Below are 22564 nucleotides of genomic sequence, written 5' to 3'. Positions count from 1 at the left end.
TAAAATATAGGTGGAATTTAACTATACTGTAAATTTGAGAGAGCACTTCTAAGCTATTTTCAAAAATATTACTAGGTAAAATTATGCAATAAAGATATTTAAACGTTCGTTATTACATTAAATATTATGGATAACTGTACAATTTATGATTTGTTTAAGTGAACATCTAAAACAAATTTACTTTTATTGTTAATGAAGTAAGATTTAGAAAATTCGAATGCCCTACCTTTTTGATCATATCCAATTTGTTCAATAACAAGAACGGCATCATTTTTTTTTATATTCAATGAATTACTAATTTCTTCGGTTGCTTTGTCTGCGTATATAACTCTCCGCGCATCAACCAATTGTAATTTTAATTCTTTTCCTAAATAATCATATACAGAACCTTGTAAAATTTCTTTAGTAATAGGTGCAATTGACACAGGCATAATTACATGTTCAAAACTATAAACTTTACCATTTAATAAGCGAACTCTTTTAAATTCATAGATAGGGTCGGGTGTATTTAAAGATAATTGTTGTTGTTCATCTTTGGTAGGTAAACGTGCATCAAAAAATAAAATTTTACTTTCAATTTTTTGATCGCGATGAGAGTATGTAACCCCAATCGGTAAATCTAAAGGCAATAATTCACTTGTATTATTATCAATAATTGGCCGAATATACGTGCCAGAACCTTGTTTGCTATATATTAATCCTTCATTTTCTAATAATGAGAGTGCTTTTTTTAAAGTAATTCGAGAAACGTTATATTTTTCAGCAAAAAATTCTTGAGTGGGTAATAAAGTGCCGGCTCGATAGTGATTAGTTAAAATATCCTTTTTAATGTCTGAATATATTTCGCGATATTTATACAATTTGTAAACTCCTATTCTTTTCATTTGTATATACATTGTACACCAGCTTAATAAATTTGTATATATAATTTTTGTGAATAATATTTACAAATATAGATATTTGTATATAATTAAATCAGGAAACGTTTTCTATAAAATTTGGAAGGATGTACTATTTATGAGATTTGATATTCAAAAGCTTCAAGAACCATTACTAAAAGTTTCTGCTTGGGTTGAAGGAAATACTATTTTACAAGCCATAAAAAATGCATTTGTTCGTACAATTCCATTTACAGTTGTAGGATCATTTTCAAACTTAATTAAAATGCAAATAGATGCTTTGATAAAAAGTCAAGGAATTGAAAATGCAATTTTATCAAATATAAGTAATCTATTTGGTTATTTAGGAAATGCAACTTTAGGTATTGTGGCAATTATTGTTGTCTTTTCTTCTGCCTATTCATATGCAGTTGAATTAAAAAATAAAGAAAAGAATGAACGTTTAAATCCGATTATAGCTACATTACTTGCTTTGTCAGCTTATTTTGTAATGGTTCCTAACAATGTGAACTATCTGGATTCGAAGGCAGATATTATTGAAGGATTTGCCTCTTCTTTCTTCAGTTATGAAGGGATGTTTACAGCACTTATTGTAGGTATGCTTGCAGTAGCTCTTTTTTCTCGTTTTACTCGAAGCAAATTTACAATTAAAATGCCAGGAAATGTCCCACAAAATGTATTTGATTCTTTCTTTTCTTTGATACCTATTAGTGAAGTATTACTAATATTTGGCATTCTTAGAATTATTATTCAATCCTTGGGCTACGTATCTTTATTACAAATGATTTCAGAAGTTTTAATTAAACCATTATTAACAGTTGGAACAGGATTACCAGCAATCATTATTGTTATTTTGTTACAACAAATTTTGTGGTTTTTAGGATTACATGGATTTAATATTGTTTGGGGTGTAGTTTCAGCTTTTTGGTTACCAGTTTTCTTAGAAAATGTGGCAAAATTTGCGGAAACACAAAGCTTTGCAGATATTTCTATAGCACCAAATACTATGACAAATGTTTATGCAATGATTGGTGGTTCAGGGGCTACATTTGGTTTAATTATAGCTATGTTGATTTTTACGAAAAAAGGAGAAAAAGAGCGAGAAGTTGCTAAACTATCATTAGTTCCTGGATGCTTTGGAATTAATGAACCAGTTATCTTTGGTTTACCAATTGTTTTAAATCCTTTGATGTTTATCCCATGGATTGTTGTTCCTGTTGTTAATGCAGTAATTGCATATATAGTAACTTCTTTAGGATGGGTAGTACCATTAGTTGTTTTAAATTCTGGTAATGAACCAATTTTTCTTAGCACATGGGTTTTAGGAGCTTTTCACATTAGTCCAGTAATTTTAACGTTTGTATTGGTTGTTCTTGATGTTCTTATGTATGCACCTTTTGTTGTGTTAAATCAGAGACAAGAACGATTATCAGCTGGTTCAATTGAATCATAAAATTAATTGTAGAAGAAAAGGAGCAAACTCATGAAAAACATATATACTGTTGCCCATACTCATTGGGATTATGAATGGTATTTCACACGTCAAGAAGCACGTGTACAATTTATTTTTCATATGGATGAAGTTCTAGAAGCATTAGAAACAAATCAACTAGATTTTTATACACTGGATGGACAAATGTCGATTATTGAGGATTATTTATCGTTATTTCCAGAAAAAGAGGTGGAGATTAGAAAATTTGTAAAAGAAGGCCGATTGTTTATTGGACCATGGTTTACACAAATTGATGAAATGACCACTTCTGGTGAATCGATTATTCGTAATTTAAAAATAGGAATTTCGGAAGCAAAAGCTTTAGGAAATGTAATGCGAGTTGGGTATTTACCCGACTCTTTTGGACAAGGTCAAGATATGCCAAAGATTTATCAAGGCTTTGATATTCAACATGCTTTATTTTGGAGAGGAATGCCGAAAGAAGCAAACGCTCGTTATTTTTATTGGACGAGCAATGATGGCTCAAAAGTATTAACGGCTAATATCAAAAATGGCTATTATGCTGGAGTAGAATTAATTGAACAAAATAAATTTGATGAGTTAGTAGAAAAAATAAGTACACAAGCAACTAATGAATCACATTTATTACCTGTTGGTGGAGATCAAAGAGCTGTTGATTTTGATTTGAAACAACGAATTACGTTAGCAAATGCTGAAAGCAAAGATAATATACATTTTATAGAAAGTAACTACCCAGCTTTTTTTAAAGCATTAGAAAAAGAATCGATTGAGTTTCCAGAATTATCTGGTGAATTTATTGAGCCTTCGGATTCAAAAATACATCGAGGTATTTATTCTTCTAGATATGATTTGAAGCAAATTTATGATCGATTGGAGCGTAAACTAACGTATCAATTAGAGCCACTATCTGTTGTAGCTAAAAATTATGGCATTTCTGTTAAGCAAGGTTTAATTACTAGTCTTTGGAAAGTTGTTGCGAGAGGACAAGCTCATGATAGTGCTGGTGGCTGCAATAGCGATAAAACGAATCAAGATATTTATATGCGAGGTATCAATGGATTACAAGAAGTACAAGCATGTATTGATTATTTATTACGGAAACTAAGCATTTCTTTAAATGAAGGACAGGATAATAAAGTTTTCCTTTGGAACCCACTGCCTTTTGAATTAACGACAATTCGTAAAGTAGAAATTTCTACAAAAATGTCTAATTTTTCACTAGTTGATTCAAGGGGAAAAAATATTAACGTAGAAATTTTGAATCAGAGAAGAGAAAATGCTGCGTTATTAAGAAGAAATACAAAAATGATGAAAGATGAACATTATTTTGTTACTGAAATAGCGATTGAATGTTCATTACCTTCAATGGGATATGAATGCTATGAAATTCAAGAAACAGTTGAAAATCCTCCTAAACGTATAAGAGCTACTGAAATATCAAACGAATGGTATACTATTCAACTAAAAAAAGGGCAAATTTGTCTTTATTCAAAAGAACTGGATAAATGGTGTCATAATTTTTTATGGTTTGAAGATGGTGGAGATGAAGGAGATACGTATGATTATTCACCAGCATTTAATGATTGGATAGTACAACTTGATTTTGAAAATTACGAACACCTTTCTATTGAACAAGGTGAATTAATTAGTCGAATGGTTATTGAAGGTAGTTGGACTGTACCGTATAACTTAATTTCTAGGAAAGAAAAAATATTAGATGGAGTAGTAAATTATGAATTAATTTTAGAATTAAATAAATATACAAATTTAATTGATGTTAAACTGAACCTAGATAATCAGGTATTGGATCATCGACTAAGATTAATGATAGAAACAGAAACAAATGCTGCATTTTCCACAAGTGATACCCCATTCGGGGTGATTCAACGTCCAATTAATGATGAACATTTATCTGATTGGAAAGAAATAGGATATAAAGAAGAGCCAACAAGTATGAGACCAATGTTACATGTAGCCAATTTACATGACGAACAAGAAAGTTGGTCGTTTTTAACAAGAGGTAGTAAAGATTTTCAAGTTCTTGATAATGATAAGCAAATTTTAGCGATTACTGTTTTTAGAGGAGTAGGATATTTAGGGAGACCAGATACGTTGAGAAGACCTGGAGATGCTTCTGGTCTACAAATGAGAGAAGTTCCTACACCAGATAGTCAATTAGTGGGTCCAATTGTATTTGAAGGTAGTATTGTATTAGATACAATATTTGATATACAAAAATTACAAACAAAATATTTAGAAACAACCCAAGAGAGACTTTATTATCAAACGCAAGAAATAAATAGATTTACGACACCTATTCAATATTTTCCGGTAAATCCAATCAAAGTGAACGAAGAGCTTCACACGAAAGTAACACTTGTTCATTCGAATGTTGTATTTAGTAGTCTTTATGCGACAGCAAATAAACCAGGTATGGAATTACGATTATATAATCCAACCAATGAAGAAAAAAAATCACCAGGGACACTAGTGTTTGAGCATCCTGTTCAAGTAAAATTACTTAACTTAGAAGGAAAACCACTTGTTTCAATAGCTGAAAACTTAGAAGTATTAATTATGGAGTCATTTAAACCAGGAGAAATAAGAACATATGGCATTTTTTATTAAATAGAAATGGAGTAATGATGTGATAAATCAACAAGAACTAATAAAAGAAATTCAAAAATATGCAACTACAGTCAAATTAAATGATGCAAAAGCAACAAAATTATTTCAACTTGCTTTAGTTGATACAATTACTAATACAACTTTTTTTAGAGACAATGGAGAGATTTTTATAGCAACAGGAGATATTCCAGCAATGTGGCTAAGAGATTCAACTTTTCAAATATTGCCGTATTTAGAAATTGTAAAAGAAGTGCCTAAAATTATTGAGTTAGTTCAAGGAGTATTACAACAACAATTAAAATATATAAAACATGATCCGTATGCGAACGCATTTAATAAAGAAGCAACTAATCAACATTACAGTGATGATATATCGAATGTACCAATTTCTCCATGGGTTTGGGAAAGAAAATTTGAAATTGATTCTTTGTGTGCACCAATTTTTTTAGCAATTACTTTGTATAAAAAAGTAGGTTATACAAAACATTTAACTGATGAATTTTGGAGGGTTACTGAATTAATAATTGATACATTTATTAAAGAACAACATCATAATTCATCAGAATATTTTTTTCAACGAACAAATTGTCCAGAATCAGATACTTTGACTCGAAATGGTAAAGGATCTCCAGTAGCTTATACAGGTTTGGTTTGGAGTGGCTTTAGACCAAGTGATGATGCGTGTGTTTATGGCTATTTTATTCCAGGGAATTTCTTCATTCTATCAATATTAGAGCAGTTACAAGAGCTTTTAATATTGAATTTTAAAGAAAACCAATCAGTGTTGCGAAACAAGATAACTAAATTACAGAAAGATATAGAGTTAGGAATTCAAAAATATGCTATTTTAGAAGATGAAAAAGGCGATAGTTATTATGCATATGAAATTGATGGATTAGGAAATCATATATTTATGGATGATGCTAATATTCCTAGTTTGTTATCATTACCTTTTTTAGGCTGTTTAAAGGAAAATGATAAAACCTATAAAAAAACACGTGAAAAGATTCTAAGTAAAGCAAATCCCTATTATTACTCAGGAAAATATTTAGCAGGAATTGGTAGTCCACATACTCCTCCAAATTATGTATGGCCAATTTCACTTGCAGTAGAAGGCTTAACTTCGTCAAATAAAGACTTTGTGAGAGAAAAAATCAATCAAATTGCAAAAACAGATGCAGAAACTTTGCAATGTCACGAAGGAATTGATGTAGAGAATCCTAAAAACTATACAAGAGAATGGTTTTCTTGGGCAAATATGATGTACTGTGAGCTAGTTTTTCATTATTTAAAATTAAATCAAACAAGATAAAATAAGGGAAGCTTTAGTATGTTTTAAAGAACTTAGTTTTTTTGTAATTTTATTTGGCACAAACTATTAAATAATTAATCACAAAGAAAATAACTCAAGAGTAATGGAGTTTTTTTAGAAATAAATAAAACACCATAAGATTAAGCTAAATAGCTAATCTTATGGTGTTTTAAACAGAGAAGATCTATATATCTAGGAGATTATGTGTCTATCAAAACAATTTTAAACAAAAAGTACTATATTAACGATACAGGGCAGTAAAGCATTTTGATGAATATGATAAGTTATATTGACGTAGTAGTTCGCAATTTACGAAAAGGTGGTGATTTAGTATAAGGATATTTTTCTGATAGGAATAGTGTGTAAAAAAATACTAATAAACTTGAAATAATTATCGATTAGGTTTTTATAATATAAATAATCTAGTTAACATAAGATATATTATTCAAAGTAGTGTAAAGTGGGCGAATGTTAGGATTAAGTGCAACATATAATTGTTTTAGTATAACAATAGTTCGTGATTTGATCTATTATAACATGTTTCTATTTACGTATACATAGTATTGTTCGTTTTATTTTTTTATACCAATTGTAAAATTTGTTTGCAGGTTTCTAGAAAACTTTTGATATTTGGAATCGGGTTGTTTAAGTAATTTACATTTATTTTTGTTCTAAATCGTTTGTTTAGCGATGTTTATCATTAAATTTGATTAAAGAAATAAAAAGAGAACTAGAAACATCTAGTCCTCCAAGCATAAACCAAAGTAATATATCCTATTTGATTTGAATTTTTACCTAATAGCAAACCATACGTATTGTGCGGTATTTTTTACTAAGTCGTTCTTTTATTTGCATAAATGCTCTAACCTATTCTGTATTTATCATATGTAGTCTTCAGAAATTAAGTTGTATTTGACATTATTTTAGTAATTTAATTTTAATTCTGTTTCATCGGAATAATTCACTATGTGAGCCTATTCTAGCTAAAGTTAGAATTAATTTATCACCATCAATTTTATAAATCAACAACCAGTCTGGTTCAATATGACATTCTCGTGTGCCTATATAATTTCCTGTTAGTGCATGGTCTTTATACTTTGGTGGCAATGTTTGTTGTTCTTGTAAAAGTACTAGTACTTCTTTTAACTTCTCTAAATTCTTTCCTTGTTTCTTTGCTTTTTTAAAGTCTTTTTTGAATTAGTTCGTGTAAAATATTTCAAGCATTTAAATCCTCCATTAAATCCTCCACGGAAGAAAATCCACCATGAACGTTTCCCTCTTTAATGTCTTTTAATGCTTGTAGAGTTTTTTTGTTTCCCTTATTAATCATAAAAGGAATTGCTTGTTCATTAATAGACTGTTTTAAGAAAATAGTAATTGCACTTGTCATATTTAACCCTAAATCATCAAATAATTGTTCAGCTTCTTCTTTTAAATTTTCATCAACATTTACATGTATAGGTTTCTTTTTTGTAGTGGCCAACTTTATCCCTCCTTTATGTGAATAACAATAACATATAGTGTTGTTAAAAGCAACATTTTTTGTTGTTTGTTTGATTCAAACGTTCTATCTTATAAAGGATACAAGATTTATGTAAATGTTGTAGTTTAAGACACCTCTTCTTCTAATAAATATTCTTTACAAAGCATTAACAAGACTGATTTTCCTACACAACGAATCTCGGTAATAACCTTAATAAATTCAGAATCTTTAAACTGAATAAGCTAATTAAAACAAATAGATCTTTTAAACATTTTCATCCTTCTGCTGAAGTAAAATTCTATTATAAAATTATTTCAACATTATTTGAAGTTAACTTCAAATAATGTTGACTTTTTAAAACAATAGGAGTTCAAACAATCTCACAGTGCTATGTATCACTGTGAGAAAACTGACTGTTATTAATTTGAAAAAAATCAGTAAAATAAATAATGTATTCAATTTTTGATATTAAGTAATATTGCATACAGTATTAGCAAAATTTTAGCTTAATAAAGTTAAATATGCTAGAATTTTATTGTAGGAAGCATATTATTCACTTCTTTACAAATCTATCTTAATCTTAGGCAGTCGGCGGAAAACGGCTGTCTATTTATCTGGTGAAGTATTTTAGGTTTGTTTATTTAGTTAGCTGTAAAGTGTCCTAAGTAATCCACGTTGAAGTCAAAACTAATATTTATAAGTCCTCAACGTTGTATTCGGTATATCCTTCATAATAATAACTAATATCAATACCCTTCATGAAGATTTCTCTATCATTAATTTTATTAGTTAAAGCATTTGAGAATAAGTATTTGATTTCCAAATCGTTGACCGGACTTCTTTCCATTGCAGACAAATAATCTTCCTTATTAATTAAGTTCCAGTCTACAACTTGCTTTAATTCTTTTTTCAGAATTAGGTCTAACCATATTCTTGTAGCTCTACCATTACCTTCACGAAAAGGGTGAGCGATGTTCATTTCAACATATTTAGCTACAATTTCATCTAAATTTCTTTGTGGCATTTTATCTATATGTTCTAAAGCAACTTCTAAGTACATTACTGGTGCAAAGCGAAAATTTCCTTTAGAAATATTTTTACTTCTTACTTTACTTGCAAATTCATAAATATCTTCAAACAAATAATTATGGATATAAGATAGCCCCTTGAATGTTCCGACTTCTACTTTGTCAATATCTCTTGAGTCATATAATCGTTTTGCATTTTCTTTACTAACACGCTCCTCAACTCTGTTTAACTCAAGTTGGTTAGTAATACCTAATTTATTCTCTAACAAATTAAAATCACCGCCTATTAATTATTGTCCTTCTTTTTAATGATCTCTTCAACTCTCATACTAAGTTTTTCAATGTATTTTAGCACAAAAGTTACATAACAATCAAAAAGCTAAAGATACATACTATCCAGTTTTCTCCAGTAATATTCTCCTTTTTCCTAATAGTGAAAATAAACTCAACACCCTTTTTTTAGATCTGGAACATCATCATGATAGATAGTTGATGGTATATAATAAATGTTTTTCTATTACATATAAGACATTAATTTAGATATTTTTAACAATGAACGCTTGTAAAATATCTAATTTGCTAGTTTCGATATTATGTGCCGCAGGTTTAATAATTTGAATTTTTCTTTTATCTGAAATTTTTAATAACCCTATTCCTTCAGGAAGCTCTTTAGATGCAAGTAATAAGATATCTTCAGGAACAACGACCCAGCTATAATTAGTTTTAGTATTTAAAATTATATTGTTAAGTTTGTTATCCGAAAAAACTATTTCGATGCTATGCGTATTTAATTCTTCTGTATATTTACTAGACACGTTTTCTAGCAACAAAAAATCTAAAGTGACGGATCTCATTAATAACGAAGAATAAAAGGAAAAATTGGTAACTAATTTATAAACTGATTTTCCTTTATGATATGAGTTATTAGTACTTTGCAACCATGAGCTTTCTGACAATGCAAACGAGAAATCAGATATGGTGAATATTTGTTCGTCGCTACTATCAATTTTAGAGTATCTATTTTTTTTAACTATTCCTCCCCCCTCTTTAGCTTGTATCGTTTTAATAGTTGCCCAAGTGTTTAACAAGTCAGATCTCTTAATATCTTTTGCTAAAACTTGTTGCATTAATTCATCTTTTATTTGGCTGTTTCCTTGGCTAATTTTTTCTACTAATTCAAAGTTATCTGGACTGACTTCTACGTCCTCTATGTTAGGAACACTAACTCCCCTACTTTTTGCTCGTTGTTGGTAGTCAAAGTATATTTCTCCTGCTTTTTTTCTTTTCCATATTAGAGATTCAGTTACTCCTGTTACATATGCTAAATGTTTAATCCACTGTGTAAAAGAACTATACTCATTACGCCATAATTTACTATATTCTACTTCTCTTATTAGCTCGTATAGACGCACCCATGAATGAGTACCCTTAGACAATATTTCTTCAATTTCATGTTCTATTTTTCTTAGGTTCAAGTTATCCTCCTTTCTGTCTATTTACTATAATACGTTATAGTAAATAGACGTTATAAAAAGAAAGAATTCATGAACATTAAATATTATATGTATTCTTTCTTCCTATTATAATTAAAAAATGTATTCAATGATTTGATCTATTTTAGCCATATCCTTTAATGGTAAATGTTCTATTTGGCTTAACTTTCTTTCTGCAAAATCTAAAGATTTTAATTGGGAAATAACGACTTGTCCATGAGTTTCCATTTCATCAGGTAATGTATAACGAGTGGGCATATTTTTAATTGTAGAAGTTATGGGACAAATTACTGCAAACATTGTCTTTCTATTAAACTCATATCTAGAAACTACTAGACCTGGACGTCTTTTCTGTATTTCTTTTCCAGCTGAAGGATCGAAATCTATCCATACAATATCGCCCTTTTTAGGAATATATTTCTTTTCGTCACTCATTAAAATAATTCTCTCCCTCCAGGTTCAATGTCATACCATTCATCTTTTTCGTAGTACTCCCCTTCTGATCCACCACTAAATGGATCTTGTAATTTAGGGACTAACGTAATTGTCCCATCATCAGAATACATCACTATATATTCTTGGTCTGCTTTTGGTTTCTGTCCATTATTAGATGGTAATGTCAATACTACAGAACTTCCTTGTTTTCTAGATTTTGTGGTTAACATACAATCACCTCTTGTCTTTCATTATACTAAATAATTAATTAGTTTTAAATGATTATATACTACATTTAATTAACTTAGTGTAATTTAGTTAGATAATCGAGATTAGATATTTTAGAATTAATTCGTCGGGTTCAGATACTTAAAAGTTTTTGACCTGTTTGTTTTTTCGTGCTATACTTGGAATTATCAAGTGTCAAAAACTTATGTTCAGAAAAGGTGGGGAAATTTTGTCTATTTATGGTTATTCAAGAGTGAGTACTAGTAATCAAGATTACAAAACCCAGATTCAAAAACTAGAACAAGCTGGAGCAGAAAAAATCTTCAGTGAAAAATATACGGGAACAAAAAAAGAAGGAAGAAAAGAATTAGAAGAACTACTATCTATTGTAAAAACTGGTGATAAAGTTTTAGTGACGAAAATTGATCGGCTGGCTAGAAGTATCGTTGATTTAAATTCGATTATTTCTTCTTTGAACAAGTCAGGAGTGACTATCACCTTCTTAGATAATGCCCTAACATTTGAGCCAAACAAAAGTGATTCTATGCAAACGTTAATGATGAACATGTTGGGGAGCTTTGCGCAATTTGAAAGAGATTTAATCGTGACGAGAACGCAAGAAGGGAAACAGTGGCATCGAGCGAACAATAAAAATTATCGAGAAGGACGTCCGAAAAGAGTTCTAAATGATAAATACAAACACGCACTAGAGTTAATGGAAACAAACAGTATGAGAGAAGTAGAAAAGAAAACAGGCATTTCTTTGTCTACTCTTAAACGAATTAAAAAACAAGCTAAAGAAGAACAATTACTTAGTGAAAAATAGATAAGGAGAAGTTATTATGGAAAATAGAGAGAAGATTATTCAGTTGTTGGAAAATCCTTTGATTTCAGGGTATGGAATAGAAAAAATGTCAAATGGTCGACTCTATTCAGCAAATTTTCAAAGATATAAAAAGCGTGTAGCAAAAGAAAAAAAGCCAATGGTTATTTTTGATACAATGTCAGTAAAAGTGGAAAAACTATTATTAGAGTTGGCCGAAGAAGTATTGCGAGTTCAGCCTAAAACAAAACAAGAATATAGAGAAATGGTTGCAAGATATAGTTTTAGAAACGGAGAGATTTAAGATGGTTGTTCGAAAAAAATATGATCACTGGGGAATAGAAATTACTACGTGGAATATGACAAATGTAGTTGCTTATGTTGATTGTGATTGTGGCCAATTGGCTAGAAGAGAGCTAGGAAAATATAATCATTTTAAGTGTAGTAGCTGTAAAAAAGAATATAAATTAAGCAACGGTTCTTATGTAGAAATACGCACAAAAAAGAATTGAAGAAAGGTAAAATCTTGATGAAATAGTAAAAGGTTTTAATTTATAAAAAGATTTTTTCAGTTTTTTTATTTAATCTTATTGAAAAAAAGGTTATTTTTTTGTAATTTTATATATAGAAATATACCTTGCAAAAGAGTGAAGTTTCACTTCTAATTGAAAACTATGAACAACAAAAAAAGAGACAGTCTCTTTTTACAAGAAAACTTTAATCAGGAGGAGATATGTTTGAAGAAATTTTATCAGTTAGCAGTAGGAGTTAGTTTGCTAAGTGTGCTAGTAGGGTGCGGAACCAAAGAAATAAAACAAGCACAATCAACGCAAGAAACTACCAAAACAAGTTCAACTAAAATTAGTGAAAGTTTAAGTACGAATGAAACATCTACGTCTATTGAAGAAAAACAAAGTAATGGTGCAATTTCTAAAGATTTATCTAAGAATTGGTATGATAATCAAATACAAATAGATAGCCAAGTGTTGACTATGCCTATAGAATTAAAAGATTTGAATAAGTTAGGTTTTGAATTGAAATATTCAGATTCTTACGTATTAAACCCAAAAGATTCAGTTGCAGGAACACATTTAACAAATAAAAAAGGTAATACTATTTCTGGTACGTATTCAAATTTAACTGATAAAACAATTGATATTAAAGAGTCAAGTATGACATCTATTAATATAACGGATACTACCAATAAAGATTTGACAGTTTTCTTTCCGGGTGGTTTAACATGGGGGACTACTATCGAGAAGGTAAAGGAGATGTATGGAGAGCCCAAAGATGAATACACTGGAGATAGTGGTTTTGCAATTTTAACGTATCAAGAGGATACAGATCATTATGCAAAATTAACATTCTCAAATGGAAAACTAAAAGGGTATGAATTATATATCTAATCTTCAGATAGAGAAATTGATTTATAAAGAAAATGTTCTCTTTATTTCTTTTTGTTATTTCGCCAGTGATAAACTCCTGTTAAGATAGTGGCTATATAAAAAGGCAGATACTTAAGAAGAGTATATTCATGGTTCCCTCCTAGTTAAATGAAAGTCATGAATAATTGTACTAAGATTTTTTTAGGGAAATTAAGATTGAAATAGGAAAGTAAATACGATAAAATTTTTATAGCCTGATACGTTGAAATTGTTCTTCAGAGACTATTTCTTCCAAACCACCTACTAGATAGGTGGTTTTAATCATTATTTTCGGAGGTTGTGTTTTGGCCAAAAAAAGTAAGGATTTAATAAATATTGGCTCATTTGTGCATTGTCAATCTGTTATGGGACAAACGATTAAAGGAAAAGTTGAAGTGATAAATCAATATACAGTGATCGTTTTTGATGGAGAATTTCGTCATGTGGTCACGAAAAAACAGTTGAAAGAGTTAGGCTATTCTTTATCAAATAAAAGAAAAAAATAAGCAGAGAGGAACCCCTTTCTGCTTATTTTTTCGCTCGTATAGATTGTTGATCAAAGTCGAAAAACGCCCCTTCACAGTCGAGAGTTACCTTCTTTTTATCTGAAGATATTTCAGAAATTACTCCATGTAACCCACCAATAGACACAACAGCGTCTCCTGGTTGTAAATTGTTAAAAAAATCTTGTCGTTCTTTTTGTTGCTTTTTTTGTGTACGAAACAGATAAAAATACATAGCAACAATGACTAACAGCATGATAAGCATCGGTTTCATTTCTCCTTGTTAATTTGAAAATTTATATATAGACATCAAGGTTATTTTATAAAAAGAAAGTATTGATGGCAATATTTGTTTCGAATGAAATGGTACAATAATCAGGTAAAAAACAATTGAAATTGATGGATACCAACTTACAAAAATATTAGGAAAATTCTTTTGTTTTAACATTTACAAAACTATACCAATAGTTCTATAATTTCTATATAGAAGACGTTTTCTAATTTTTATTTTTCGAGGTAAACATTCATGAAAAAGAAATTAGTTAAAGGCTTAGTTATTTGTGGGATGATTGGGATTGGTTTTACAGCATTAGGAACAAATGTAGAAGCCGCCACGTATTACGGAAATGGTTTATATTGTAATAAGCAAAAATGTTGGGTAGATTGGAGTAGAGCACGTTCTGAAATTATAGACAGAGGCGTAAAAGCATACGTCAATGGATTTACGAAAGTGTTAGGTGGTATAGGTGGAAGATAATAAAAATCAAAAGCTATTTACACTGTTATCAAGGGTATATAATACGTACACATTTGATAATAAGGAAGTAAAAGATGGGCTTTTAGAAGCAGCAAAAGTATTGCAACAAGAAGACTATACTAAATCTATTATTATCATTTACAAAAACCTTGCGAAGTTAAAAGCAGAGCAAAGAATAAAAATACCCGAAATTCGTGAGTTAATGGATTTTATAAAAAAGGATTATCAAAATTTAAGTAGAAAAGAATTGAGAGATAATGATATTGGATATGGATTTGAAGCAATACCGTATATTTTTTAATTAAATGTCTACAAAATCTTATGTAAATAATTTAATTTTAGTGTATACAAAATTTAGACAAACAACGTTATAAATTCTTATTTCCGAGGTGAACACTAATGAAAAAGAAGTTAGTAAAAGCTTTAGTTATTTGTGGGATGATTGGGATTGGTTTTACAGCATTAGGAACAAATGCAGAAGCTGCCACGTATTACGGAAATGGTTTATATTGTAATAAGCAAAAATGTTGGGTAGACTGGAGTAAAGCAATTACTATTATTGGAAATAATGCAGTTGCAAATTGGGCTACCCGTGGACATGCTGGTTGGAATTATTAAGGAGGTAGCAAAATGAAATGGTTTGCTGGAGGTCAGGATAGAGGAAAGCAAGTTTCTGCCTTAATCAATGAACTACTCAACGAGTTAAATGATTCTCGAAATATTCAGTTAAAACATATTTTGATTGATTATAAAGATAAATTAAATAAGCAACAAGCTTCTGTTCCATTTCTATTAAGTCAACTGAATATAGAAATGGCAAAAGCTATTCAGCATGATTCATCTGAATTATCACTTAAACAAAAAGATATAATAAAAAAAATAACAAGTTTATCCAATATTCGATATGGATATTAGAACATATTAATATGTTATTTTTTATATTTAGGTCCCCACCCCACTGTCGACCAAGTCAGTGGGGTTCTTTTTTTATGCTACTTTGAGAAATATAATAAAAAATATTACTATTAAAAATGAACATTGTTCGCTTGGTTATACGAACTTTAGTTCGCATAATGTTGAGTGGAAAGGTGGTTTTTTTGTATGAAATTTGATTATTCCAAAGAACCTAGACGCGACATTCTCTGTATCGATGTAAAATCCTTTTATTCGAGCGTAGAATGTGTAGAACGCGGCTTAGATCCCCTCAAAACAATGCTTATAGTAATGAGCGGGGCTGATAATGCAGGTGGATTAGTACTTGCTGCTTCTCCAATGGCAAAAAAAGTTCTAGGAATTTCTAATGTGACTCGTAAAGACGAAGTCCCTGATCATCCTGATTTATTAGTTGTACCACCAAGAATGAATGTGTATATGAAAAAGAATCAAGAAATCAATAATTTATACAAAAGATTCGTTGCCGACGAAGATCATTCTGTCTTTAGTGTAGATGAAAGCTTTTTAGATATTACTGCTTCTCTCTCCTACTTTAATTGTGATTTAGCATTTAAGTTGGCCCGAATTATACAGCGTGTGATTTATAATCATATGGGATTGTACGTAACTATTGGAATTGGTGATAATCCTTTGCTAGCTAAATTAGCATTAGACAATGAAGCAAAAAATACACCTGGTTTTGTAGCGGAGTGGAGATATGAAGATGTTCAAGAAAAAGTTTGGTCTATCTCTCCTATTACGGAATTTTGTGGCATTGGTAAGCGAATGGCTGCTCGATTAAAGATGTCTGGAATTCAATCCATTCATGATTTAGCTCATGCAGATCCTTATATTCTAAAGCAACGTTTTGGTGTCATGGGTTTACAGCTGTACGCTCATTCTTGGGGGATTGATCGAAGTTTTTTAGGAGAAAAGAAACAAACTCCCAAAGAAAAATCATTTGGAAATAGTCAAGTATTGCCTAAAGACTATGCACGAAGGGATCAAGTTGAATTAGTACTGAAGGAACTTGATGACCAGGTAGCAACCAGATTGAGGAATGCAAACTGTCAAACTGAGTGTGTTTCAATTTTTGTTGGTTATTCTAAAGGACAAGTTGATGGACTGGGAAGGTCTGGTTGGCGAAAACAGCTTAAAATCGCTTGCAGCAACAATACAAAAGTGTTAACCGAGCATGTTTTAAAGCTTTTTCGAGAAAACTATGTTCCTGGAATAGACATTCGTAATTTAGGCGTTTCATTTGGAAAGCTGGTTTGGGATACTACCCTTCAGTTAGATCTCTTTTCTATTCCTGAAGAACAAATTGTAGATACTCAGTTGGATTTTTTGATTGACAAAATACGTCAAAAATTTGGGTTTAAAGCATTGATACATGCTTCTTCTCTTTTAGATGGAGCAACAGCTGTGAATCGTGCAGGATTGGTTGGTGAGCATGCCGGAGGTAACGTTGGTTTGGAAAGATAAACTAAAAGAAAAAAGGAGAAATTTCTCCTTTTCTCTTTCTTTTAATTGATAAATTTTGTGCTTTGAAGACTACCAATAATTCTTTAAGCTCGTTCATCAAAATTATTTTTATAATAGTATTTGGACATTTCACGAATCATTACGTAGTATTTTCTTCTTAGCAGGAAAAGTTAGACATAAAAGATTTAAAACACGTTTATGCGCATACTAAGCATGTCTTTCTATCTTTTTTATTTATAAATTATAATATATAATATATAATATATAATTTATAAACAGGTGAAAGCAATTAAATGCGGTGTTAGAATAACTAAATAGTAGTAGATTTTAGAAAAGGTTATTAGAAGCTATTCTTCTTTATTATTAATTTCTATATGAGTATTCTAGTTTGTAGTAGAAAAATATACTTTATAATTTATAAATTGTAAATTATAAATAAAAAAAGAAAGTGTTTAGACACTCTCTTTTTTTATTTCTTCTTGGAAAGTTTTTTTGCTATACGATCTCTTTCTTGTTCTTGTTTTCTCTTCAATATTCGCTCAAATTCAGAATTTTCTTCATAAGAAAAACGTTGTTTCCGTTCATGTATCAATTCTTCTAATAATTCATAGGTATAATCATTGTCTGTAGTATCAAGTAGAGCCATGTATTCACACCAGACACTTGCAGGGATGCCCAAAGATTTATTGTTAGTTTTTAATATGGCTTCTTCAACAGTAATATTGTTTAATAAAGCAGTATTCGTTGCTGAGAATGTATTCTTCGGCTTAGGAACTTCCTTATATTCGTTTGATGGCCGTCTATTTTTATTAAAACCAGCTTTTTTTCATTTGTCATTAGTTTTCCCCCTTTTCAAACATTAATATTCTTTCTAAAAAGTTAAGTGCCAACGGTTCAAATACTTCATTGTATGCTTTTTCGCCCCAGTAAGTATCTGTATTTAAACCAGTTCGGGGAGTTGTCTGAACACGTTTTGTAAATGGAATTATATTATTAAAGAAATTTTCTTCCCCAAATAATTCAATTGCGTCGTTAACTACAGTTGTATCGATGGACCCTTTACTTAAGTGATTAGGTAAAATACCAACAATCTCAGTTTCTAAATCAAAATTTTCAATTAAAGGTGTAAGTTCCTCGTTAATGTAGTCAGTTACACCATCGATACTGTCTGGCTGTGTTTGGAATGCCATTATCATGTAATCAGATGCATAAGCCACATTTCTAGTAAAATCAGACATTGTAGGTGGTGTATCAATTAAGACGAAGTCATATTCGCCTTTGATTGGTTCAATTAAGTCTTTAAGAACACTAATTCTTTTGCTTTCGATTTCTTTGTAATTGTCGTCCAAACCTTCAATGGAATCACCGTATAATCTAGTTAAATATTTGGGAAAATTTTTAAAATCTATATGTGATGGAATGCAATATAAATTTTAAATAATTGGAATAACAAGTTTAGATAAATCTTTTTCTACTATGCCAGCCATCATAGTCTTTTCCACTATAAATATTTCGTCTTCAGAGTAATAGTTTTTTGTAAGTAACATTGTTTTGGTTGTATTTGCTTGTGGATCAGCGTCTACTACTAGAACTTTAAATCCTAAACGTGATAACACGTAAGATAAATATCTAATGATGGTTGTCTTACCTACCCCACCTTTAGAATTGGCAACTGTAATAGTTAACGGTCCCCGAAGCACTTTTCGGAACTCATAGATAGCTTTTAAAGATAATTCATTTTTTTCCATTGTTTACCTCCCGTTTATAAATTGTAAATACCTTTTCTCTTTTTTTTTATTACTAAATTTTGTACTTTGTAGACTACTAATCAAAAGAAATTTTTGATTTAATGAAAGATCTGATTGGGAACGATTAAACATTGCTGAAGGTCCTTCTAAACGTATACGTTAGGAAAAGAGATTTATAGATGAAATAAAATACTGAAGGTTTTAAAAGTACATAGGGATATTTTGAATTTATGTTATAATTATTGCGGCAACTGCCAAGTAAGGTGGTGTAACTATGGCTGAGAAACTAATTTCGTTGATTATCGCACCGCTACTTGTGGGGCTAGTACTTTTGTTAGTTGATCGTTGGCTAGACGATTAGTCGATAATCCAAGCAGTTGCCTTTTAGCCCCAACGCTGAAGTCGCAACAGCGCAAAAAAAAGCCCTCCTACCGCAAATAGGAGGGCTTTTTGGTGTAACTATGCTGTTGAACTAATTTCGCTTCGCACCTTCAGTATAACATATTATTAAAGTAGGTCAACAAAAAAGAAACAGATCCCCCCTTCCCTTATTGCATGGGTTTTAGCACAATATTACTGCAAACGCATTAATAACGTAAGAAAGGAAAATTCCCCACCATGTCTAGAAAAACCTTTGTGTATCCACACCCTATCAACACATACATTATCAAGCAACTAGGGATTACTGTATAAAAATTTTGTGAATTACACGCTTTCTCTCAAGGAACTGTTTCTTCTTGGATTACTCGCAACAAAAAAATTGAAACACTTCCTATCTCATTTATTTATTCTCTTTCTCTGTCTGCCAGCAAGACTATGGATCAGGTTTATTCAGACCTTTTAAAACTGCAAGACGATTATTTGCTACACCTGGAACGTTACAGATGTACTAAAAAAATTATTGATGAAAAAGTTTAGTATAACAAGGGTTAACAATATTTCTATTTTTTTAATCAATCAAAGCCAAGTAACAGCAATCCTTATTTTTAGATTATTACACTTTAGGATTATCTGTACAAACCTATCTATAAATAACAAGTTGGCGAAAAATTTCTGGCTGTTTATCCATTTCAAATTCTGCATTTTGTTTCTTTCTATTACTTATATATCAATATTTAATATGTTTTACTTCTTATTTAATTACCACTTTTATTTCATTTGATTACCACTTTAAATATATTTTAATATACGTAGAGAAAGTGTATTAAAATTTTTACTTCTCTTTATATGTTTCACAAAAATCATTAAATAAAAAAATACCTACCATATTTATTTAAAGTGGTAGGTATTTTTTTTATTTTCTTATTTTATCGTTGATTCCCCATTGTTTCTTTATATCAGTAAATGTTTCTTGTTTTATTTCTTCAGGCGAACGTATCACATTATTATCAATATCTACATCAGGAATAATAGGGTGGGACTCTCTAAACAAATCTAATTCAAGAGCAACAGAATTCAGCAAGTCATTCTTATCTTCTTGAGAAAGATTTAGACGAATATATTCATTTAAAGCTTTTCGCAATAATTCGTCTTTTTTCATATTGGTTTCATACTTTTCAACCATGATACTTGCTGTAGCGTTAGTAAGGGCAGATAATTTTACAGATTGCATTGCAGCGTAAACTTTATCAAATTTTGTTATTGGAGCACCTTTTCTCTTCTTTCGAATAGGTACTTCATGAGTCACAGAACTTTTTTTTTTGCTTCTAGAAGTACTATTAATCTTAGAAAAATTACTTATAGTTTTTTCACTTTCCTTCTCTTTTGATAGCTGCTTTATTTTATCTAGTCCTTTGTTACTACTACCAAAGATACCTAAATTTTTAATCTCAGCCATTCTTTACACCTACCCTTCATACCAATGTTCATGTTCTTCTATTTCGTCCAAAATGTTGATAAATAATTCGTGGCATTTCTTATCCCATTGCTTTAATTTTCCTTTTTTAGTTAATTCAGTAGTGATACCTGATCCATCGTATCGTTTAAGACGTGCATTTTTTAGTACAACGTTTTTAATTAAGTGCTCTCCATAGATTTCCTGTGCTTGTTGATACATTTCTTTATCTACAGAATCACCACTTTCTAACATAAACGGAACAACACCAGCAACTTTTAAATTTGTATCAAATTCATTAGTAAAGAAGTCCATATACTCCAAATACTGCATAGCATTACGCATAGATTTGACTTGGGTTTGTAACACAACAATAGCCCAATCAGCTATATACATAGCTGATTTACTATAAATAGAAATTGATGGGGGTACATCCAAATAAATAACATCAAAATCATTAAATAGAGGGGCTAGTTTTTCTTCCATGTACTTGAACTTATCAATTGAATTAGGAAATCTATCTTTGATCCAATCATCGTATAATTCAAACGACATATCCGCAGGTAATATATACAAATTATCAATAATCTTATAAATAGCATCATGTGGATCAACGTTTGAAATAAGTACATCAGTAATTGTATTTGTGTATTCGATTAACTCACCTTCACCCCCGCCCTCTTCTTTAGAAAAATTCATATGCGTTAAGTTCATAACATCAGAAGTATTTCCTTGCATATCTAAGTCAATGATTAATGTTTTTAATTCTTTGAATTTTGCTGACTCAAATCCAAACATTTGAGCACAAGTACTTTTACCGACGCCACCTTTAAAGTTACCAATTACATATTTTTTTGCTGCCATACATGCAACTTCCTCTCTAAGTACAATTTTATAAATATTATAACATACCACAAAAAATATAACTACTTTAAATACCACCATAAATATTTAAAGTAGTAATTAATTCCAATTAAACAATAATTACTGTGGTATTCAATTAAATTAAAGGTGGTAATTAATTATTTTATCTCTGGATTTAAAGTGGTAGAAAATTAGTTTTATTCTATAAAAAGGTGGTAACTAATTAAATTTCAGGTGGTAGGCAATACATATATTTTTATATTTAAAGTGGTAATTAATTAAATTTAAAGTGGTAACTAATTAATTTAATAACTATCGTTATTGCCAATATTTATAAATTTCCATACAAAAAACAAGTGGTAATTAAATAAATTTAAAGTGGTAACTAATTACCCTTTAAAGGTAGTAGGCAATTCACTTTATAGTAGAAGACAATTATACATTCAGGTAGTAACTAAATAAATTGTTTTTATATTAATGGTGGTGGATAAATACTTATTTATGCAATTCAGGTGGTAACTAAATTGTTTATATTTGGAATTAATGTGGTAACTAATTTAAATAGCTATTATTATTGCTTGCCAACGTTTTTTGTCTTTGATATTTTTAAATTGCTTACTATGTGATTAAAGTATATTTACTAGAGGAGTATATAAAATAATGAAGAATATTAAAAAACGTGGGTATAGTTATCAAAATAGCTACTCGGAACTATTTTGGAAATTCCCACAGTTTCTGTTGAAAAATGAAAAATACAAATCCATGAAAGATAGTTCTAAAATTGCTTATATGCTTTTTAAAGACAAAATTTCTCTTGCTCTCACAAATAACTGGATTGACGAAGACGGAATGATTTATTTGATTTTTCAACAGAAGGATCTCATGGAAATGCTGAATTGCTACCAAGGAAAAGTTAAATCTACCCTAGACGAATTAGAAAAGTATGGCTTATTGGAAGTACTCAGAGGAGGTTTCGATGCGAAAGCTGGAAAAAACATAGCAAACAAATATTATCTCTTACAACCAGAGTTAGAAAAAGAAGATTTATACCTGCCAACAAACAAAACAGCTGAAACCATTGATAATAGTGGATATGCTGAAATCGCACGCCGTGAAACAAACGACAAAACCATTGATAATAGCGGATATGCTGAAATCGCACGTCGAAAAAAAACGTCTGAAACCATTGATAATAGCGGATATGCTGAAATCG

At 30.2% G+C, this 22564-nt stretch carries 25 protein-coding genes and 3 pseudogenes; 16 read left to right on the top strand and 12 right to left on the bottom strand.

Annotated features, from left to right (window positions below):
• Positions 1–143: 143 nt before the first annotated feature.
• On the bottom strand, positions 144–860 hold the full coding sequence (locus IGJ04_RS14815) for a GntR family transcriptional regulator (RefSeq protein WP_174114384.1): 717 nt from the start codon (positions 858–860) through the stop codon (positions 144–146).
• Between the two features lie 157 nt (positions 861–1017).
• On the opposite strand from IGJ04_RS14815, the gene IGJ04_RS14810 reads away from it, so the two are divergent.
• The 3 genes from IGJ04_RS14810 to IGJ04_RS14800 are packed head-to-tail and all read left to right on the top strand — an operon-like array spanning position 1018 to position 6313.
• On the top strand, positions 1018–2352 hold the full coding sequence (locus tag IGJ04_RS14810) for a PTS sugar transporter subunit IIC (RefSeq protein WP_104680790.1): 1335 nt from the start codon (positions 1018–1020) through the stop codon (positions 2350–2352).
• 30 nt (positions 2353–2382) lie between these two features.
• Positions 2383–5001 carry a glycoside hydrolase family 38 C-terminal domain-containing protein gene (locus IGJ04_RS14805; RefSeq protein ID WP_192411292.1) on the top strand — a complete coding sequence of 873 codons (2619 nt, stop codon included), beginning with the start codon at positions 2383–2385 and terminating at the stop codon, positions 4999–5001.
• 19 nt (positions 5002–5020) lie between these two features.
• On the top strand, positions 5021–6313 hold the full coding sequence (locus tag IGJ04_RS14800) for a glycoside hydrolase family 125 protein (RefSeq protein WP_438840370.1): 1293 nt from the start codon (positions 5021–5023) through the stop codon (positions 6311–6313).
• A 948-nt stretch (positions 6314–7261) separates the two neighbouring features.
• On the opposite strand, the pseudogene IGJ04_RS14795 reads toward IGJ04_RS14800, so the two are convergent.
• The 6 genes and pseudogenes from IGJ04_RS14795 to mazE all read right to left on the bottom strand — a co-directional run bounded on the left by IGJ04_RS14795 (position 7262) and on the right by mazE (position 10982).
• A pseudogene (locus IGJ04_RS14795) lies at positions 7262–7537 on the bottom strand (type II toxin-antitoxin system YafQ family toxin).
• Positions 7530–7796, bottom strand: a complete 267-nt coding sequence (locus tag IGJ04_RS14790; protein ID WP_438840369.1) for a type II toxin-antitoxin system RelB/DinJ family antitoxin — start codon at positions 7794–7796, stop codon at positions 7530–7532. Before IGJ04_RS14790 ends, IGJ04_RS14795 begins: the two are co-directional and overlap by 8 nt.
• A gap of 694 nt (positions 7797–8490) precedes the next feature.
• Entirely contained in the window at positions 8491–9093 is a 603-nt protein-coding gene (gene fic, locus IGJ04_RS14785) for a protein adenylyltransferase Fic (RefSeq protein WP_438840368.1), read from the bottom strand.
• A 267-nt stretch (positions 9094–9360) separates the two neighbouring features.
• Positions 9361–10299 carry a hypothetical protein gene (locus IGJ04_RS14780; RefSeq protein ID WP_438840367.1) on the bottom strand — a complete coding sequence of 313 codons (939 nt, stop codon included), beginning with the start codon at positions 10297–10299 and terminating at the stop codon, positions 9361–9363.
• A gap of 111 nt (positions 10300–10410) precedes the next feature.
• Entirely contained in the window at positions 10411–10752 is a 342-nt protein-coding gene (locus tag IGJ04_RS14775; protein WP_438840366.1) for a type II toxin-antitoxin system PemK/MazF family toxin, read from the bottom strand.
• A complete protein-coding gene (gene mazE, locus IGJ04_RS14770; RefSeq protein ID WP_000958277.1) occupies positions 10752–10982 on the bottom strand; it encodes a type II toxin-antitoxin system PemI/MazE family antitoxin in 231 nt (76 codons plus the stop codon). The genes IGJ04_RS14775 and mazE overlap by 1 nt, the downstream gene beginning before the upstream one ends.
• A gap of 203 nt (positions 10983–11185) precedes the next feature.
• On the opposite strand from mazE, the gene IGJ04_RS14765 reads away from it, so the two are divergent.
• From IGJ04_RS14765 to IGJ04_RS14745, 5 genes are all read left to right on the top strand, one after another.
• Entirely contained in the window at positions 11186–11806 is a 621-nt protein-coding gene (locus tag IGJ04_RS14765; protein WP_431449887.1) for a recombinase family protein, read from the top strand.
• A 16-nt stretch (positions 11807–11822) separates the two neighbouring features.
• Complete coding sequence (locus IGJ04_RS14760; RefSeq protein WP_438709942.1) at positions 11823–12107, top strand: hypothetical protein; 285 nt, start codon at positions 11823–11825, stop codon at positions 12105–12107.
• A gap of 1 nt (position 12108) precedes the next feature.
• A complete protein-coding gene (locus tag IGJ04_RS14755) occupies positions 12109–12315 on the top strand; it encodes a hypothetical protein (protein ID WP_431449889.1) in 207 nt (68 codons plus the stop codon).
• A 225-nt stretch (positions 12316–12540) separates the two neighbouring features.
• Positions 12541–13209, top strand: a complete 669-nt coding sequence (locus tag IGJ04_RS14750; protein ID WP_289868199.1) for a hypothetical protein — start codon at positions 12541–12543, stop codon at positions 13207–13209.
• Positions 13210–13532: 323 nt separating this feature from the next.
• Positions 13533–13733 (top strand): hypothetical protein, encoded by a 201-nt coding sequence (locus IGJ04_RS14745; protein WP_438709815.1) that lies wholly within the window; start codon positions 13533–13535, stop codon positions 13731–13733.
• Between the two features lie 22 nt (positions 13734–13755).
• Here IGJ04_RS14745 and yajC read toward each other — a convergent pair whose 3' ends face one another.
• A complete protein-coding gene (gene yajC, locus IGJ04_RS14740; protein ID WP_438840365.1) occupies positions 13756–14004 on the bottom strand; it encodes a preprotein translocase subunit YajC in 249 nt (82 codons plus the stop codon).
• Positions 14005–14256: 252 nt separating this feature from the next.
• On the opposite strand from yajC, the gene IGJ04_RS14735 reads away from it, so the two are divergent.
• The 5 genes from IGJ04_RS14735 to IGJ04_RS14715 all read left to right on the top strand — a co-directional run bounded on the left by IGJ04_RS14735 (position 14257) and on the right by IGJ04_RS14715 (position 16905).
• Positions 14257–14487: a leucocin A/sakacin P family class II bacteriocin gene (locus tag IGJ04_RS14735; protein ID WP_070363756.1), complete on the top strand. Its 231-nt coding sequence runs from the start codon at positions 14257–14259 to the stop codon at positions 14485–14487.
• The gene (locus tag IGJ04_RS14730) at positions 14477–14788 is read left to right on the top strand and encodes a hypothetical protein (RefSeq protein WP_010818069.1); all 312 of its coding nucleotides are present in this window, start codon (positions 14477–14479) and stop codon (positions 14786–14788) included. Before IGJ04_RS14735 ends, IGJ04_RS14730 begins: the two co-directional genes overlap by 11 nt.
• A gap of 98 nt (positions 14789–14886) precedes the next feature.
• A complete protein-coding gene (locus tag IGJ04_RS14725; protein ID WP_101731860.1) occupies positions 14887–15105 on the top strand; it encodes a leucocin A/sakacin P family class II bacteriocin in 219 nt (72 codons plus the stop codon).
• A gap of 12 nt (positions 15106–15117) precedes the next feature.
• Positions 15118–15402, top strand: coding sequence for a bacteriocin immunity protein (locus IGJ04_RS14720; RefSeq protein WP_016617332.1), 285 nt, complete (start codon positions 15118–15120; stop codon positions 15400–15402).
• Positions 15403–15588: 186 nt separating this feature from the next.
• Positions 15589–16905: a Y-family DNA polymerase gene (locus IGJ04_RS14715; protein WP_438840364.1), complete on the top strand. Its 1317-nt coding sequence runs from the start codon at positions 15589–15591 to the stop codon at positions 16903–16905.
• Positions 16906–17374: 469 nt separating this feature from the next.
• On the opposite strand, the gene IGJ04_RS14710 is transcribed toward IGJ04_RS14715, so the two are convergent.
• Positions 17375–17584 (bottom strand): hypothetical protein, encoded by a 210-nt coding sequence (locus IGJ04_RS14710; protein WP_438840363.1) that lies wholly within the window; start codon positions 17582–17584, stop codon positions 17375–17377.
• Between the two features lie 157 nt (positions 17585–17741).
• Positions 17742–18653 (bottom strand): annotated as a pseudogene (locus IGJ04_RS14705) (ParA family protein).
• A 274-nt stretch (positions 18654–18927) separates the two neighbouring features.
• On the opposite strand from IGJ04_RS14705, the gene IGJ04_RS14700 reads away from it, so the two are divergent.
• Together IGJ04_RS14700 and IGJ04_RS14695 are read left to right on the top strand one after the other, a co-directional pair.
• Positions 18928–19014 (top strand): type I toxin-antitoxin system Fst family toxin, encoded by an 87-nt coding sequence (locus tag IGJ04_RS14700; protein ID WP_012881081.1) that lies wholly within the window; start codon positions 18928–18930, stop codon positions 19012–19014.
• 257 nt (positions 19015–19271) lie between these two features.
• Positions 19272–19571: pseudogene (locus IGJ04_RS14695) on the top strand (type III secretion system protein PrgN).
• Between the two features lie 376 nt (positions 19572–19947).
• On the opposite strand, the gene IGJ04_RS14690 reads toward IGJ04_RS14695, so the two are convergent.
• Positions 19948–20490, bottom strand: coding sequence for a hypothetical protein (locus tag IGJ04_RS14690; protein ID WP_438840362.1), 543 nt, complete (start codon positions 20488–20490; stop codon positions 19948–19950).
• A gap of 9 nt (positions 20491–20499) precedes the next feature.
• A complete protein-coding gene (locus IGJ04_RS14685) occupies positions 20500–21351 on the bottom strand; it encodes a ParA family protein (protein ID WP_438840361.1) in 852 nt (283 codons plus the stop codon).
• 660 nt (positions 21352–22011) lie between these two features.
• Between IGJ04_RS14685 and IGJ04_RS14680 the strand changes: the two genes are divergently transcribed.
• A partial coding sequence (locus tag IGJ04_RS14680; RefSeq protein ID WP_438840360.1) for a replication initiator protein A occupies positions 22012–22564 on the top strand: 553 nt, incomplete at its 3' end.

The sequence above is a fragment of the Enterococcus sp. AZ050 genome (assembly GCF_051715085.1).
Taxonomy (GTDB): Bacteria; Bacillota; Bacilli; order Lactobacillales; family Enterococcaceae; genus Enterococcus; species Enterococcus faecalis.
This window is presented reverse-complemented; position numbering and strand designations above follow the sequence as displayed.

Bases quoted from the DNA above. Each gene is read 5' to 3' on its own strand.
- IGJ04_RS14810 (WP_104680790.1), top strand. From the start codon at position 1,018: ATGAGATTTGATATTCAAAAGCTTCAAGAACCATTACTAAAAGTTTCT.
- IGJ04_RS14805 (WP_192411292.1), top strand. From the start codon at position 2,383: ATGAAAAACATATATACTGTTGCCCATACTCATTGGGATTATGAATGG.
- IGJ04_RS14775 (WP_438840366.1), bottom strand. From the start codon at position 10,752: ATGAGTGACGAAAAGAAATATATTCCTAAAAAGGGCGATATTGTATGG.
- mazE (WP_000958277.1), bottom strand. From the start codon at position 10,982: ATGTTAACCACAAAATCTAGAAAACAAGGAAGTTCTGTAGTATTGACA.
- IGJ04_RS14765 (WP_431449887.1), top strand. From the start codon at position 11,186: ATGTTCAGAAAAGGTGGGGAAATTTTGTCTATTTATGGTTATTCAAGA.
- IGJ04_RS14760 (WP_438709942.1), top strand. From the start codon at position 11,823: ATGGAAAATAGAGAGAAGATTATTCAGTTGTTGGAAAATCCTTTGATT.
- IGJ04_RS14755 (WP_431449889.1), top strand. From the start codon at position 12,109: ATGGTTGTTCGAAAAAAATATGATCACTGGGGAATAGAAATTACTACG.
- yajC (WP_438840365.1), bottom strand. From the start codon at position 14,004: ATGAAACCGATGCTTATCATGCTGTTAGTCATTGTTGCTATGTATTTT.
- IGJ04_RS14735 (WP_070363756.1), top strand. From the start codon at position 14,257: ATGAAAAAGAAATTAGTTAAAGGCTTAGTTATTTGTGGGATGATTGGG.
- IGJ04_RS14725 (WP_101731860.1), top strand. From the start codon at position 14,887: ATGAAAAAGAAGTTAGTAAAAGCTTTAGTTATTTGTGGGATGATTGGG.
- IGJ04_RS14720 (WP_016617332.1), top strand. From the start codon at position 15,118: ATGAAATGGTTTGCTGGAGGTCAGGATAGAGGAAAGCAAGTTTCTGCC.
- IGJ04_RS14715 (WP_438840364.1), top strand. From the start codon at position 15,589: ATGAAATTTGATTATTCCAAAGAACCTAGACGCGACATTCTCTGTATC.
- IGJ04_RS14700 (WP_012881081.1), top strand. From the start codon at position 18,928: ATGGCTGAGAAACTAATTTCGTTGATTATCGCACCGCTACTTGTGGGG.
- IGJ04_RS14690 (WP_438840362.1), bottom strand. From the start codon at position 20,490: ATGGCTGAGATTAAAAATTTAGGTATCTTTGGTAGTAGTAACAAAGGA.
- IGJ04_RS14685 (WP_438840361.1), bottom strand. From the start codon at position 21,351: ATGGCAGCAAAAAAATATGTAATTGGTAACTTTAAAGGTGGCGTCGGT.